The sequence below is a fragment of the Amycolatopsis sp. NPDC004169 genome, from assembly GCF_040610315.1.
Taxonomy (GTDB): domain Bacteria; phylum Actinomycetota; class Actinomycetes; order Mycobacteriales; family Pseudonocardiaceae; genus Amycolatopsis.
The window spans coordinates 1-13445 of record NZ_JBEXMD010000038.1 but is presented as its reverse complement, the minus strand read 5'-3'; the positions used below and the strand labels follow the sequence as shown (position 1 = coordinate 13445).

At 71.1% G+C, this 13445-nt stretch carries 13 protein-coding genes; 7 read left to right on the top strand and 6 right to left on the bottom strand.

What is annotated here, in order from left to right; translation table 11 throughout:
- Positions 1–35 precede the first annotated feature (35 nt).
- Complete coding sequence (locus ABZX11_RS36720; protein WP_354922097.1) at positions 36–1115, top strand: ATP-dependent DNA ligase; 1080 nt, start codon at positions 36–38, stop codon at positions 1113–1115.
- Positions 1112–2116 carry a non-homologous end-joining DNA ligase gene (ligD, locus tag ABZX11_RS36715; RefSeq protein WP_354922094.1) on the top strand — a complete coding sequence of 335 codons (1005 nt, stop codon included), beginning with the start codon at positions 1112–1114 and terminating at the stop codon, positions 2114–2116. Before ABZX11_RS36720 ends, ligD begins: the two co-directional genes overlap by 4 nt.
- Here ligD and ABZX11_RS36710 read toward each other — a convergent pair whose 3' ends face one another.
- Entirely contained in the window at positions 2117–3247 is a 1131-nt protein-coding gene (locus ABZX11_RS36710; protein ID WP_354922091.1) for an MFS transporter, read from the bottom strand. It abuts the gene before it with no gap.
- A gap of 92 nt (positions 3248–3339) precedes the next feature.
- Between ABZX11_RS36710 and ABZX11_RS36705 the strand changes: the two genes are divergently transcribed.
- On the top strand, positions 3340–3900 hold the full coding sequence (locus tag ABZX11_RS36705; RefSeq protein ID WP_354922088.1) for a TetR family transcriptional regulator: 561 nt from the start codon (positions 3340–3342) through the stop codon (positions 3898–3900).
- Here the strand turns inward: ABZX11_RS36705 and ABZX11_RS36700 are convergent.
- Positions 3897–4151, bottom strand: coding sequence for a hypothetical protein (locus tag ABZX11_RS36700; RefSeq protein WP_176170087.1), 255 nt, complete (start codon positions 4149–4151; stop codon positions 3897–3899). The two genes, ABZX11_RS36705 and ABZX11_RS36700, sit on opposite strands and share 4 nt — an antisense overlap.
- A gap of 67 nt (positions 4152–4218) precedes the next feature.
- Positions 4219–5244 carry a GTP-binding protein gene (locus ABZX11_RS36695; RefSeq protein WP_354922085.1) on the bottom strand — a complete coding sequence of 342 codons (1026 nt, stop codon included), beginning with the start codon at positions 5242–5244 and terminating at the stop codon, positions 4219–4221.
- 383 nt (positions 5245–5627) lie between these two features.
- Between ABZX11_RS36695 and ABZX11_RS36690 the strand changes: the two genes are divergently transcribed.
- The 3 genes from ABZX11_RS36690 (at position 5628) to ABZX11_RS36680 (ending at position 8708) form a co-directional block, all read left to right on the top strand.
- Complete coding sequence (locus ABZX11_RS36690) at positions 5628–6776, top strand: nitric oxide synthase oxygenase (RefSeq protein WP_176177674.1); 1149 nt, start codon at positions 5628–5630, stop codon at positions 6774–6776.
- A gap of 75 nt (positions 6777–6851) precedes the next feature.
- The gene (locus ABZX11_RS36685) at positions 6852–7358 is read left to right on the top strand and encodes a flavodoxin domain-containing protein (RefSeq protein ID WP_176170085.1); all 507 of its coding nucleotides are present in this window, start codon (positions 6852–6854) and stop codon (positions 7356–7358) included.
- A 78-nt stretch (positions 7359–7436) separates the two neighbouring features.
- A complete protein-coding gene (locus ABZX11_RS36680; RefSeq protein ID WP_354922082.1) occupies positions 7437–8708 on the top strand; it encodes an MFS transporter in 1272 nt (423 codons plus the stop codon).
- Positions 8709–8716: 8 nt separating this feature from the next.
- On the opposite strand, the gene ABZX11_RS36675 is transcribed toward ABZX11_RS36680, so the two are convergent.
- Genes ABZX11_RS36675 through ABZX11_RS36665 form a run of 3 tightly spaced genes read right to left on the bottom strand, consistent with a single transcriptional unit; the run spans position 8717 to position 12579 of the window.
- Positions 8717–10714, bottom strand: a complete 1998-nt coding sequence (locus tag ABZX11_RS36675) for a hypothetical protein (protein ID WP_354922079.1) — start codon at positions 10712–10714, stop codon at positions 8717–8719.
- Positions 10711–11370, bottom strand: coding sequence for a response regulator transcription factor (locus ABZX11_RS36670; RefSeq protein ID WP_176170082.1), 660 nt, complete (start codon positions 11368–11370; stop codon positions 10711–10713). Before ABZX11_RS36670 ends, ABZX11_RS36675 begins: the two co-directional genes overlap by 4 nt.
- 9 nt (positions 11371–11379) lie before the next feature.
- Complete coding sequence (locus tag ABZX11_RS36665; RefSeq protein WP_354922075.1) at positions 11380–12579, bottom strand: histidine kinase; 1200 nt, start codon at positions 12577–12579, stop codon at positions 11380–11382.
- A gap of 169 nt (positions 12580–12748) precedes the next feature.
- Here ABZX11_RS36665 and ABZX11_RS36660 point away from each other — a divergent pair, with 169 nt between their 5' ends.
- On the top strand, positions 12749–13357 hold the full coding sequence (locus ABZX11_RS36660; protein ID WP_354922072.1) for an MmpS family transport accessory protein: 609 nt from the start codon (positions 12749–12751) through the stop codon (positions 13355–13357).
- Positions 13358–13445 lie beyond the last annotated feature (88 nt).

Below are 13445 nucleotides of genomic sequence, written 5' to 3'. Positions count from 1 at the left end.
CAGGAAGTGTCGTACCCGTGTTTTAAGCTCGCGCCGTGGACTTGCCCGTCATGCCGCCGGTGCGGCCGATGCTCGCGAAAGCGGTGCACGAGGTACCTCGTGCCCCGGGGCTGCTGTACGAGCCGAAGTGGGACGGCTTTCGCTGCATCGTCTTCCGCGACGGCGACGAGATCGAGCTCGGCTCCCGCAACGACCGCCCGCTCACCCGCTACTTCCCGGAGCTGGTCGAGCTGCTGGCCGCCGCGCTGCCGCCCCGGTGCGTGGTGGATGGCGAGATCGTGCTGGTCACGCCGGCCGGGCTCGACTTCGAGGTGCTGCAGCTGCGGCTGCACCCGGCGGCCTCGCGGGTGCGCAAGCTGGCCGAGGAGACGCCGGCCAGCTTCATCGCCTTCGACCTGCTCGCCCTCGGCGACACCGACCTCACCGAACAGCCGTTCCGCGAGCGGCGCAAGCAGCTGGAAAGCGTGCTGTCCACGAACGCCGAAGGGCTGCAACGCGTCCACCTCACTCCGCTGAGCGAGGATCCGGCGCAGGCCGAGGACTGGTTCACCCGGTTCGAGGGCGCGGGCTTCGACGGTGTCATGGCCAAGCCCGGCGACCTGCCGTACGAGCAGGACAAGCGGGTGATGCTCAAGGTCAAGCACGAGCGCACCGCCGACTGCGTCGTCACCGGGTTCCGCTGGCACAAGGACGGTGTGGGCGTCGGTTCGCTGCTGCTCGGGTTGTTCGACGGCGAGGGCGTCCTGCACCACGTCGGGGTGGCCAGCAGCTTCACCAAGGCCCGCCGCGCCGAGCTGGTCGAGGAGCTCGCGCCGCTGCGTGAGAACGCCCTGGAAAACCACCCGTGGCGGTCCTGGGCCGAATACGAACCCGAGCCCGGGCGGCAACCGGGCGCGAACAGCCGGTGGGCGCCGCAGAAGGACCTGTCGTGGGAGCCGCTGCGGCCGGAGTGGGTGGCGGAGGTGCGTTACGAGCACCTGCAGGGCGGCCGGTTCCGGCACGGCGGGCGGCTGGTGCGCTTCCGGCCCGACCGCACGCCGGAGTCCTGCACGTACGCCCAGCTCGACGAGGCACCGCCCGCCGAGCTCGCGAAGCTGTTCGGGGAGGCGCGATGAGCGCGGCGGTCCTGCTCGACGTCGACGGCGTCGAGGTCAAGATCAGCAGCCCGGACAAGGTCTACTTCCCGGAGCGCGGCGAGACGAAGCTCGACCTGGTCGAGTACTACCGGGCGATTTCGGGGCCGCTGCTGGCCCGGCTCGGCGGCCGTCCGCTGTTGCTGGAGCGCTACCCGGACGGCGCCGGCGGCAAGAACTGGTTCCAGAAGCGCGTCCCGAAGGGCGCGCCGCCGTGGCTGACCACCACCGTCGTCTCGACGCCGAACGGCACGACGAGCGACGCGCTGGTGGCCAAGGACCTCGCGCACATCCTCTGGGCGGTGAACCTGGGCTGCCTCGGCTTCCACGTCTGGCCGTACCTCGCCGACACACCCGAGGTCACCGACGAACTGCGCGTCGACCTGGACCCCTCGCCCGGCATCGGTTTCGACGAGCTGCGCGAGGCCGCGGTGCTGACCAGGGATTTCCTGGCCGAGCACGGCATCGAAAGCCACCTGAAGACGTCGGGCTCGCGCGGGCTCCACCTGTACGTGGTGCTCGAGCCGCGCTGGGACGGCTTCCAGGTGCGGGCGGCCGCGGTCGCGCTGGCACGGGCCCTCGAACGCCGTCACCCGGAGAAGATCACCGCGCAGTGGTGGAAAGAGGAACGCGGCACCCGCGTGTTCGTCGACTTCAACCAGAACGCCCCGCACAAGACCGTGTTCGGCACCTGGTGCGTGCGCCCGCGCGTCGGCGGCCAGGTGTCCACGCCGATCGGCTGGGACGAGCTGGACACCGTCGAGCCCGACACGCTGACGCTGAGCACAGTGCCCGCCAGGGTGGCCGAGCGCGGCGATCCGTGGGCCGGCGCGGGGGAGCGGCCGCAGTCGATCGAGCCGCTGCTGGAACTGTCCGAACGCGACATGGCGGCCGGGCTGATGGACGCGCCGTGGCCGCCGGTGTACCCGAAGATGCCCAACGAGCCGCCGCGGGTGGCGCCGAGCCGCGCGAAGAAGGCGTGATCACGGTGGACCGAAGCGCGGGTGGAGCTGGCTCCACGCGGTGAGCGCGACCAGGGCGGTCAGCCCGAACACCGCCGCGGACCCGAGGCCGCCGGCCAGCACGCCGGCCAGGGGTGAGGCGACGGTCTGGCCGACGCCGAGCCCGGCGAACGACCAGGTGATGGCGCGAGCGGGCCGTTCGGGGTCCAGCCGAGTGGCCCACAGGATGCACAGCCCGGTCAGCGCCATGTAGGTGACGCCGAACAGCGCGCCGGAAAGCAAGGCGAGTGGCACCCCGGGGTCCGGCAGGGCGAGCAGCGCGAAGCCCGCGGCCGCCAGGGTCCAGGTCGCGAGGTTGACCGTCCGCAGGCCCGCGCGCCCGGCCGCCCGGCCGGCCAGGCCGCCGAGCAGCCCGGCCAGGCCGATCGTGGCCCAGCACCAGGTCGCGGCCACCGGGCTCAGCCCGGCTTCGGCGAGGCGGGAGGTCGAAAACGTCCAATACGGCGCGCTCGTCACGCCGATGAGCACGGAGTTGAGCACGAGCGGAGCCATCCCTGGGGCGGCCTTTGCTGCCACCGGTGTGCCGGTGGGCCCCGAAGGCAACGTCCGCCACGCGAGAAACGTCACCGCCACGCCGAGGGCGGCGAACGCCGCCCAGATCACCGGCCAGCCGAAGGCCAGCAGGGGAGTGAACGCCGACGCGGCCAGCCCCAAGCCGGTCCCGGTGTTGGCCCAGGTCTGCGCCCGGTCGCGGGCGCCCGTCCCGACGGTCTCGCCGATCAGCTGCGCGACGCCCGGCGAGACGAGTCCCGCGCCGGCGCCCGCGACGGCGATCCCGACACCGAACACCGCGACGTGCGGGGCCAGCGCCATGAGCGCGAGCCCGGCCGTCGCCGAGGCCGCGGCCAGCAGCACGGTGCCGCGCGCCGATCGTGCGGAGGTTCTCGGCGCCAGCAGCAACCCGAGGCCGTAGCCTGCGGTGGAGAGGCCACCGAGCACGCCCACGCCGACCGTCGTCAGCCCGAACGTCTCGCTGAACCGCGGCACGAACGGCCCGTACGCGTAGCGCGCGAACCCGTAGCAGAGGGCGATCACGACCGCGCCGACCGCGGCCGTGGCCCACCAGGTGTCCGTCTTCGTTCCCGTTGCCATCGGCTCTAGCGAACAGACAGGTCTGTCTGGTGTCAAGTGATGGTAGAATCACTGCAGGTAGACAACCGTACCGATCTGTTCGGAGGGGTGCTGTGGGCCGGACCCGTCCCGGCGATGCGGGCGCGAAGGTGCTCCAGGCCGCGTCCACGCTGTTCTACCGCGACGGCATCCACGCCGTCGGCGTCGACACGGTGGCGGCCGAGGCCGGGGTGACGAAGGCGGCCCTCTACGGCAACTTCGGGTCGAAGAGCGGGCTCGTCGTCGCGTACCTGCGGGAGCGTGACCGGCGGTGGCAGGAGGAGATCGACCGGATCACCGCCGCGCACGCCGATCCGCGGGCGCGGGTGCTGGCGGTCTTCGACGCCTACGGCGCCTGGCTTTCCCGCGACGGCTACCGCGGCTGCGCCTTCCTGAACGCGACCTCGGAGTTCCCCGACCCCGCCGACCCGGTGCGCGAAGTGGTCCGGCACCACAAGACCGCGTTGCACGGCTACCTGCGGGCGCAGCTCCAGCGCCGGGAAGCCGGGCGCGCCGAGGCGCTGGCCGACGAGCTGATGCTCCTGCTGGAGGGGGCGGCGGTCACTTCGGTGGTCGCCCAGAGCCCGCAGCCGTTCGACACGGCGAAACGGCTCGCCCGGACGCTGACCGCCTAGACCCCGAGCTCGAGGGCGAGCTGGCCCCGGTCCTCACCGACACCGGACAGCGTCGCGACGCACGCGGGGCACGGCGGCACCTCGGACGTCGCCGGATCCACCGGTTTCCAGCTGCGGGACTCCCGCTCGCCGCAGGCCGAACGCCGGTAGCGGAGGTCGCCGGAGCGGGTCATCAGGTGGGCCAGGGGGACGTCTTCGGGCAGCACGCCGACCAGGTACCAGCGTGGTGCGCTCACCGCGGTGGTCGTCATGGCGTCAGTGTCCGGTGCGGCTGCCCGGACGGCGGCGCATTTGCCGATCTTCGGCGTGGCGGCGCGGTCAGGCCTGGTCGGGCAGGTACCGCAGGATGTGCAACAGACCGCGCTCGTCGACGGTGGCCGGGTCTTCGGCGAGGCAGCGGCCCAGGTCGGCCAGCACGGCGTCGGTGTCGATGCCGGCGCCGATCAGCACCAGCTCGGTCCGCCGCGGCTCGCCCGGCGGCCAGGCCGAGCGCTCCAGCTGCACGAATCCGCCGACGGTGTGCAGGTGGAAGCGCGCTTCCGGGCCGGTGGGGCCGAAGTCGGCCTGGCCCTTCATCCGGTAGAGCCCGGCCGGGCGCCGCTCGAGGAAGTCCACGAAAGCCCGCGGGGCGAGCGGCGTCTCGGCGGTGAAGGTGACCGTCTGGTACTCGGCGTGCAGGTGGTGGGCGTGGTCGTGGTCGTCCTCGCGCAGGTCGTCGAAGGACAGCTGGCCGACCCGCTCGCCGCGGGGTTCGGGGTCGAAGAACAGCCGCGGGTCGACCCGGCCGTGTTCGGTGACCAGCAGCGGACGGCCCGGCGCCAGCTCTTCGACGGTCGCGCTCAGCTTCGCCAGCGCCTCGGCGGGGACCCGGTCGGCCTTGTTCAGCACCACGAGGTCGGCCAGCCGCAGGTGGTCGGCCAGTTCCGGATGGCGTTCGCGGGCGGCTTCGAACTCCGCGGCGTCGACGACCTCGGCCAGCCCGCCGTAGCGGATGTCCGGGTTCTCGCTGGCGATCATCAGCCGGATGAGGTCACGGGGCTCGGCGATCCCGCTGGCTTCGACGACGATGACGTCGATGCCCGCTTCGGCGCTGGACAGCTTCGCGAGCATGGCGTCCAGCCCACTGGCGTCGACGGCACAGCAGAGGCAGCCGTTGCCGAGCGAGACCATCGTGTCGACCTGGCCGGCGACGGCGAGCGCGTCGACGTTCACCTGCCCGAAGTCGTTGACCACCACGCCGACCCGGGCGCCCTCGCGGTTGGCGAGCAGGTGGTTGAGCAGCGTCGTCTTGCCCGCGCCGAGGAACCCGGCGACGAGGACGACCGGGATGCGCCTTGCGTTCACGAAAACCGTCCCTCCTCTGCCGATCACCGCGACTCTAACGCGGGCGCGCGTACCCGGGCGGCCGCCCCCGGTGAAGGCGGTTCGGCGAATACCACGAAAATGCGGGGCGTGTGGCCGCGAAACGATCACGTGCGATTTCCGGTCTCGGGTGATCGATGACGAAAAACGCGGTGCGCCATGTCCGGATGACTCTTGGTAGCAGATGTTTTCGGCAATGAAATTTGCGGTATTGTCCCCTGCCTGGCCGGAGTCCTCGGGGTGGTGGGACATCCGGCTCGTGGTGTGTCGGCGACTTCCGGAGGAACGGTGGACCTTTTCGGCGGGCTGAAGATCGCAGTTCCGGAAAGCGGGAAGGAACGGTGACCGTCACACCTGAACGGGTGATGCCCGGGCGGCCGGTCCACTCACAGTGCGTCTCGGTGGAGCCGAGCGTCGATTTCGCGGAAGCGGAGGAATTCCTGGACCGGATGTTCGCCGAAGGCGCCGCGGAAGCGGGGGAGCGCTTCGAGGCCCGGCTTGCGGAGGTGCGCGCGGAAATCCGGGAAACCGGTACCTACCGGCACACGGCGGCCGAGCTGGCCTACGGTGCCCGGGTCGCCTGGCGCAACTCGGCGCGCTGCATCGGCCGGCTGTACTGGCGCAGCTTGCGGATCCGGGACCGCCGCCGGGTCACCGACCCCGCCGCGATCGCCGGCGAGTGCGTCGCCCACCTCCGCCAGGCCACCCGGGGCGGGCGGATCCGGCCGACGCTCACCGTCTTCGCGCCGGACACGCCGGACACCCCCGGGCCGCGCATCCACAACGAGCAGCTGATCCGCTATGCGGGGTACCGCTTCGAAGACGGCTCGGTCCTCGGCGATCCGCGCTGCACCGCGTTCACCGAGCAGGTGCGCGGACTCGGCTGGCGGCCACCGGAGCGGCGCGGCTCCTTCGACGTCCTGCCCCTGCTGATCGAGGCGGTCCCCGGCGAACCGCGGCTGTTCACGCTGCCGCCCGACGCCGTCCTGGAAGTCCCGCTGACCCACCCCGACCACCGCTGGTTCGCCGGGCTGGGGCTGCGCTGGCACGCCGTGCCCGCGATCAGCAACATGCCGCTGGAGATCGGCGGTGTCACCTACCCGGCGGCGCCGTTCAACGGCTGGTACCTCGGCACCGAGGTCGGCGCCCGGAACCTGGCCGACGCGCAGCGGTACGACCTGCTGCCGGTGATCGCCGAGCTGATGGGCCTCGACACGGCGTCGGAGCGCACGCTGTGGCGCGACCGGGCGCTGGTGGAGCTGACGCTGGCGGTGCAGCACTCCTTCGACGCGGCCGGCGTCACGATGGCCGACCACCACACGGAGGCGCACCGGTTCCTGTCCCACCTGGAGCGCGAGGAGCGGGCCGGGCGCCGGTGCCCGGCGGACTGGAGCTGGATCGTGCCGCCGTTGTCGGGCGGGCAGACCGCGGTGTTCCACCGCTACTACGACGAGCCTGACCCTTCGGAGCGACCGGCGTTCCTGCCGCCGCCGGGAGAGCAACGCGGAGAGTAGCGTGGAAGCGCCCGTTCGGCGGATCGTGCGCCAACCATGGGGCAGTGCGCGCCGCGAGGGCCGACAATGGAGCGCATGACCGCAGTCCTCGTCGCCTACGCCGGGCGTCACGGCGGAACCCGGCAGATCGCCGAGGTCATCGCCGCCGAGCTCGGTGAAGCGGGCCTGACCGTCGACGTCCGCGACGCCGCCGACGTGGCCGGCGTCGAGCACTACGCCGCGGTCATCGTGGGCAGCGCGCTGTACTACCACCGCTGGCGGCCCGAAGCCGTCCGGTTGCTGGAACGCAACGCCCGGGCGCTCGCCGAGCGCCCGGTGTGGTTGTTCCACAGCGGACCGTGCGGCCCGGGCGCGGCCACGCACCAGGTCAGCCTGCCGGCGAACGTGGCCCTGCTGGCCGCGCGCATCGACGCGGAGCGCACGGCCACCTTCGGCGGCCGGCTGGACCCGGCGACCGTGCGCGGGCTGATCCCGAAGCTGGTGGCGTCCGGGAGGCGGGCCGGCGACTTCCGCGACTGGGACCGCATCAGGGCGTGGGCCCGGGACGTCGGCCGCCGGGTCCGCACGCGCGTCTCGCTCTGATCCCTTGCCCGCCCGGGGTGGTGGGTGCTAAACCGGGCCTGAGGTCTTCCGGTGGGAAACCGACGGAACGGGGCGAACGTGACAGACCGGAAAGCGCTTACTCCCGACCAGCGCAACGCGTTCCTCGCCGCATTGCTCGGCTGGAGCATGGACGCCTTCGACTACTTCCTCGTCGTCTTCGTGCTGGCGGACATCGCGAAGGACAAGTCGTTCGGAGCGACGGCGACCCAGCTGGCGTTCATCACGACCGCGACACTGGTGATGCGCCCGGTCGGCGCGCTCCTGTTCGGCCTGTGGGCCGACCGGGTGGGGCGCCGGATCCCGCTGATGACCGACGTCGTGCTGTATTCGGTGGCCGGTCTGCTGTGCGCGTTCGCGCCGAACTACGCGGTGTTGCTGGTGCTGCGGTTCGTCTACGGCATCGGCATGGGCGGCGAGTGGGGCCTGGGCGCGGCGCTGGCGATGGAGAAGATCCCGCCGGAGCGCCGCGGCTTCTTCTCCGGCCTGCTGCAGGTCGGTTATTCGATCGGCTATCTGCTGGCGGCGCTGGCGTACCTGCTGTTCCACTCGGCACTCGGCCTGCCGTGGCGGTGGATCTTCGTGCTCAGCATCTTCCCGGCGCTGATCAGCCTGCTGATCCGGGCGCGCGTCCGCGAGTCGGAGGTGTGGGAGACCGCGCGCGAAAAGCTGAAGGTGACCCGGACGTCGGTGAAGGACATCCTGCTCAACCCGAAGGTCATCCGCCGCTTCGGTTATCTCATTTTGCTGATGACGGCGTTCAACTGGATGAGCCACGGCACCCAGGACGTCTACCCGAGTTTCCTGAAGGCCCACGACAACGGCGGCGCCGGCCTGAGCGCGGCGACGAGCACGTGGATAGCAGTGCTGTACAACATCGGAGCCATCATCGGCGGCCTGACGTTCGGAACGCTGTCGGAGAAGCTGGGCCGCCGCCGCACCATCGTGGCGGCGGCGGTGCTGGGCTTGCCGGTGATCCCGATCTTCGCGGTCGACCACGGGGCCGGGATGCTGGCCCTGGGTTCGTTCCTGATGCAGATCATGGTCCAGGGCGCATGGGGCGTGATCCCGGCCCACCTGACGGAGATGTCCCCGGACGCCATCCGTGGCTTCTACCCGGGAGTGACGTACCAGCTGGGAAATCTCCTGGCGGCGTTGAACCTGCCGATCCAGCAGGCGATCGCGGAGTCCCACGGGTACACATCGGCGCTGGTGTGGACGGTGGTGCCGGGATTGGTCGCGGTGGCGGTGCTGACGGCGGTGGGGAAGGAGGCGAAGGGGATCCGGTTCGGCGAGTCGGCGGTGGCCACTGCGCCGGCGGGGTCGAAGTGAGCGGGTGGTCAGCGGTCGGGGCCGAATGTCCGCAGTAGTTCGACCGACTCGGTGTGCCGCGATACGGCGGCAATTTGCCGCAGCATCTCGATGTCGGCCCACCGGTTCCGGCGGGCGAGGTGCGGGACGATCATACGAAGATAGGCAAGATCATCGAAGACGACGGCATGCTGGGCAAGCCGGAAGAGCGTGAGCGGAGGTTCCTGGTCTGCGAGCCACGCAAAGGCGACAGCGAGGCTCTGTTCTTTGACGCTTTGCGCGATCCTCTTCAACCCGGTCAATGTTTCGCCGACGACCTCGGGACTGCCACTTTCGACCGACAGCCGGGCAAGATCGGCCACTTGAACGGAGGTGAGGTTTGTCCCCGCTGCCATCTCGGTGATGGTTCTGACGTCGGGTGCGCCTGAGTGGATGGCGAACGCAGCGAGGTCGTGGAGCTCTGCCGAACGGCCATTGCTGCTCAACATAATCGTCGCCAGAAGGACCGCATCTTGGTTGCCGGTCGTGATCGCATGCCGGACGAGGTCGGAGATGTCGTCGAACCGCCCTTCAAAGGCGAGCGCAGCCACGGCCGGTATCATGACGTCCCGGTTGCCGGACCCCGCCGCGTTTCGGAAGATGTCCTTGACCTCGGAGAACCGGCCCATTCGGCCGATGGCCACGGCCACCCACCCAATGGCCCTTTCGTCTCCGGCAGCGTCAGCCCGTCGGAAGCATCTTTCGGCGAACTCGAACCGACTGGCCTCGTAGGCGCCGATGCCGATCGACACGACATCCTGATCGGAACTCAGCGAGAAAAGGGTGTCCCACAGGTGATCGGGAATCGGCGAGGCACCGAGCGGGCCGGCGCCTTCCTGTGCCCGGTCGACCAGGTAGTCCGAAGCCAGGTACCTGTCGCCGACCCGTGGCTGCAAGCACGAACTGGCGCCCAGTACCGGCCGGGCCGCCCACTCCAGACCTTCGGCGACCGGCGGGAGATCCGGACGGTCGCACCACGGCGTGGGCAGGTAGTGGCGGTGCAATGCGGCGAGCGTGGCGCCCGGAACGGGGCGGGCGTAGCCGGCCCGTCGGCAGTCGACCGCCGCGCTGATCAGTGCCTGGCCGACGTGGAACAACGGGCTGTCACCGACGGCCCAGCGCTCCAGCATCGGCGGTCCCGCCGCGAGGTATTCGGCGAAGCCCTCGGCGGCCTCGAGCGCTCGGCCGATGCGTGGATCACCCGCCTGCAGGAGCCTCGCCTGTTCTTGCTCGGCCTCCGTCAGGTGCTGCTTGATCGCGATCAGGTGGCTCGGCGGGATGCTCGCGATCAGCTCCGCCGCAGCCTTGTTGATCGCTCCCTCCGTGCGGAGGGTAGCGAGTTCGTGGTCGCGGATCGTGGCAACTACGCACACCGAGCGATCCAGCCGCTGGAGCAGTCCCACGTCGAGCCCGCCGGGAACGAGGAAACGCTCCAAGTCGTCGAGCCAGATCACCGTGTCCTTGAGCCCGGCCTCGACGATCTGCCGCAACGCCCGACCGTCAATCGGAACGAGCAGGTCATGACCGGGACGCAACCGGCGCACAGCCTCGGCCGCCATCCGGCTCTTGCCCGCGGCGGCGCGGCCGTGCAGCACCACGAGACCGCCGCTCGCCATCGCCCACTCCAGGTCCTCGTCGCGGTCGCGGGGAACGTATCGGGGAAGGGCCTGGCCGTCGGACGTGCCCACGGCCCGCTTCACCCGCAACGCCAGCAGTGACACATCGGCCACGCGAGGCAGCTTGTCGCCGTCAAGGTGCAGCGCACGACCTACGTGAACACTCTGCGGCACCTCCGGCTTTCGGCGCCGCAGTTCGACCAAGGAGAAACCGACTGCCACGATCGCCGCGAGCCAGCTCAGCGCCTCGAGCGTCTTCCGGACCGGACCCCCGTCCGCCACCAGCCAGCTCAGCCAACCGAACCACAGCGCCACCAGAAGCACGACCGGCACGAGGACGGCCGAGGCGAGACGGACCCACCGGGACTTCACGGCGTCACAAGGGCCGCTTCATAAGCGAAGATCGTCAACTGCACCCGGTTCGAAACATCCAGCTTCGCGAACGTCCGCGTGATGTGCGTCTTCACCGTCGCCTCGCTGAGGAACAGCTCTGCCGCGATCTCCGCGTTCGGCTTCCCCTGCGCCACCGCCGTCACCACCTGGCGCTCCCGCTCGCTCAGCAGCTCCAGCTTCGCCTGGGCCCGCGATCGCCGCGGGTTCGCCCGGGCCGCCACGAACTGGCCGATCAGCTGCTTCGTCGTCCGCGGGGACAACATCGCGTCGCCGGCCGCCACCACGCGGACGCCCTCGATGATCTCCTGGGGTGAACCCTCCTTCAGGAGGAAACCGCTCGCTCCTGCCGCCAAGGCCTCGAACACGTACTCGTCCAGGTCGAACGTCGTCAGGATCAGCACCTTCGGCGGGCGGGGCTGGGCCAGCACCGCCGCCGTGGCCACCAAGCCGTTCATGCGGCGCATGCGGATGTCCATGATCACCACGTCCGGTGCGTGCCGGGCGACCTGCTGGACCGCCTCGTCGCCGTCGCCCGCCTCGGCCACCACCTGCAGGTCGGGGGTGCTGCCCAGTATCATCGACAATCCGGTGCGGACCAGGGGATCGTCGTCGACGAGCAGGACGCGTACGCTCACCCGCCCATGCTAGGGCGCCGGTGCCACCCACGGCAGCCAGGCCCGCAGCGCGAACGTGCGCTCGTCGAGCGGGCCCGCCGAGAGGGCGCCGCCGAGGAGGGTGACCCGCTCGTTGACGCCGGTGAGCCCGGTGCCCGACCCCGGTGACGGCACCGGGTGCGGCGGCAGCGGGTTGAACACCTCGACCGACAGCCCCGCGCCCGGGCCGCCGCGGACCAGGACCTCCGCCGGCGCTCCCGGTGCGTGGCGCAGCACGTTGGTCAGGGCTTCCTGGAGGATCCGGTACGCCGCCGTGGCCAGCGGGGCCGGTGCTGTCGCGGCCTGGTCGAGCAGGACCGTCAGGTTGACCGCCAAGCCCGCCTGCCGGGCGCCGGTGACCAGGTCGGGGATGTCGGCCAGGGTCGGCTGGGGCGGCTCCGCGGCGCCGGCCGGAGCACGGTCGGCGAACCCCGAGCCGCGCAGGACGCCGATCACCTGGCGCAGGTCGTCGAGCGACTGCCGGGCGGTGGTCCGGACCGTCTTGGCCGCCTCCGCCGCGTCCGCCGTCGTGCCCGCCGTGACCTCCAGCGCGCCCGCCTGCAGCGAAAGCAGGGACAGCCGGTGCCCGAGGACGTCGTGCATCTCGCGCGCGATCCGCGCCTGCTCCTCCCGGCGCGCCACCTGATCCCGCAGCGCCGCCTCTTCGGCGGCCAGGCGGCGTTTCTCGGTCAGGCTGTACCGGACGATCCCCAGGGTGAGCGGGACCGCCGTGTACACCGCCGCGGTGACGAGGACGCCGATCAGCTTGGCGCCGGTCGTCTCGGTCGAGATCCAGGTTTCGGACAGCGACATCTCCGTGGGCCGGCTCGCGTCGCGCCACACCGCGAGCCCGGTCGCGGCGAACACCAGCGTCACCGCGCCCCAGCGCCACCAGCCGGTGTAGCGGGTCGCGAGCGCGGCGAGGGCGATCAACGCGGCCAGCGAGTCGGCGACGAGCAGCAACGGCGGTGCCACCGCGATACCGGTCACCACCAGGGGCCAGCGCCACCGCCAGACCAGCATGATCGCCGCGCCGATCCCGAAGAACCAGCCGAGCACCGCCGCGGCCGTCACGTGCAGTTCGTCGGTGCCGGGCAGGCTGACCTCCAGCGACACGTTCACGATGCCGGTCACCACGCTCGCGGCGACTGCCAGCACGGTGCACACCACGCCCAGCACGGACCGTCCCATGGAGGCCAGCCTACGAGGTGACCACCGCGCGCCCATCAGCCGATCCGCTCGTCCGGGCCGCGGCCGGTGACGACTTTCGTCGTACCGGGTCGAGGCTTGCGGACGACGCGGGCCGGACCGCGCCGCTGGTTTCCTTCTCGCCGTCGAGAAAAGGCGAAAGGAAACCCCGATGACCGACTACACCCCGATCCAGCAGCACGCGGCCCCGCCGGCCGCGCCGCCGCGCAACGGCCTGGGCACGGCCGGGTTCGTCCTCGGCCTGATCGGGCTCGTGTTCGCCCCGATCCCGCTCGTCGGCGTGGTCGCCTGGCCCCTGTGCGTGCTCGGCCTGATCCTGTCCGCGGTCGGCGTGGCCAGAGTGCGCTCCGGGAAGGCGACCAACAAGGGACTCTCGATCGCCGGCGCCGTCGTGGCCCTGCTCGGCCTGGTCGTCTGCATCCTGTGGGCGGTGGTGATCGGCAAGGCGATCGGCGACGTCAACGAGCAGGCCACCGCGCACCACACCATCGTCTACGAGGTCAGCGGCGACGCGAAGGCCGTCGACGTCGTCTACAGCACCTTCGACCGGAACACGATCCTGATCAACACCGAAACCGGCGCGACGGCGCCGTGGACCAAGACCGTGGAAGCCACCGGGTTCCTCGCCGGGGCCCAGTTCACCGCGACCGCCGGGCCGGACGGCGGCTCGGTCGGCTGCAAGGTGGTCGTCGACGGCAAGGAGGCCAAGACGGCGACCGCGGCCGGCGCCGGGGCCGTCGCCAGCTGCACCGGTTTCTGAAACCGCCCGCGCCGCCCGGTCGAGGGGGCCGGTCCCGAACTGAACGAATTGAACGAACTGCGGGGGAGCGCCGGTGCGGGCGGAAAAC

What these genes read in the sequence shown, in the direction of transcription:
- ligD (WP_354922094.1), top strand. Translation starts at nt 1,112, where the DNA reads ATGAGCGCGGCGGTCCTGCTCGACGTCGACGGCGTCGAGGTCAAGATC.
- ABZX11_RS36710 (WP_354922091.1), bottom strand. Translation starts at nt 3,247, where the DNA reads ATGGCAACGGGAACGAAGACGGACACCTGGTGGGCCACGGCCGCGGTC.
- ABZX11_RS36700 (WP_176170087.1), bottom strand. Translation starts at nt 4,151, where the DNA reads ATGACGACCACCGCGGTGAGCGCACCACGCTGGTACCTGGTCGGCGTG.
- ABZX11_RS36690 (WP_176177674.1), top strand. Translation starts at nt 5,628, where the DNA reads ATGCCCGGGCGGCCGGTCCACTCACAGTGCGTCTCGGTGGAGCCGAGC.
- ABZX11_RS36685 (WP_176170085.1), top strand. Translation starts at nt 6,852, where the DNA reads ATGACCGCAGTCCTCGTCGCCTACGCCGGGCGTCACGGCGGAACCCGG.
- ABZX11_RS36665 (WP_354922075.1), bottom strand. Translation starts at nt 12,579, where the DNA reads ATGGGACGGTCCGTGCTGGGCGTGGTGTGCACCGTGCTGGCAGTCGCC.
- ABZX11_RS36660 (WP_354922072.1), top strand. Translation starts at nt 12,749, where the DNA reads ATGACCGACTACACCCCGATCCAGCAGCACGCGGCCCCGCCGGCCGCG.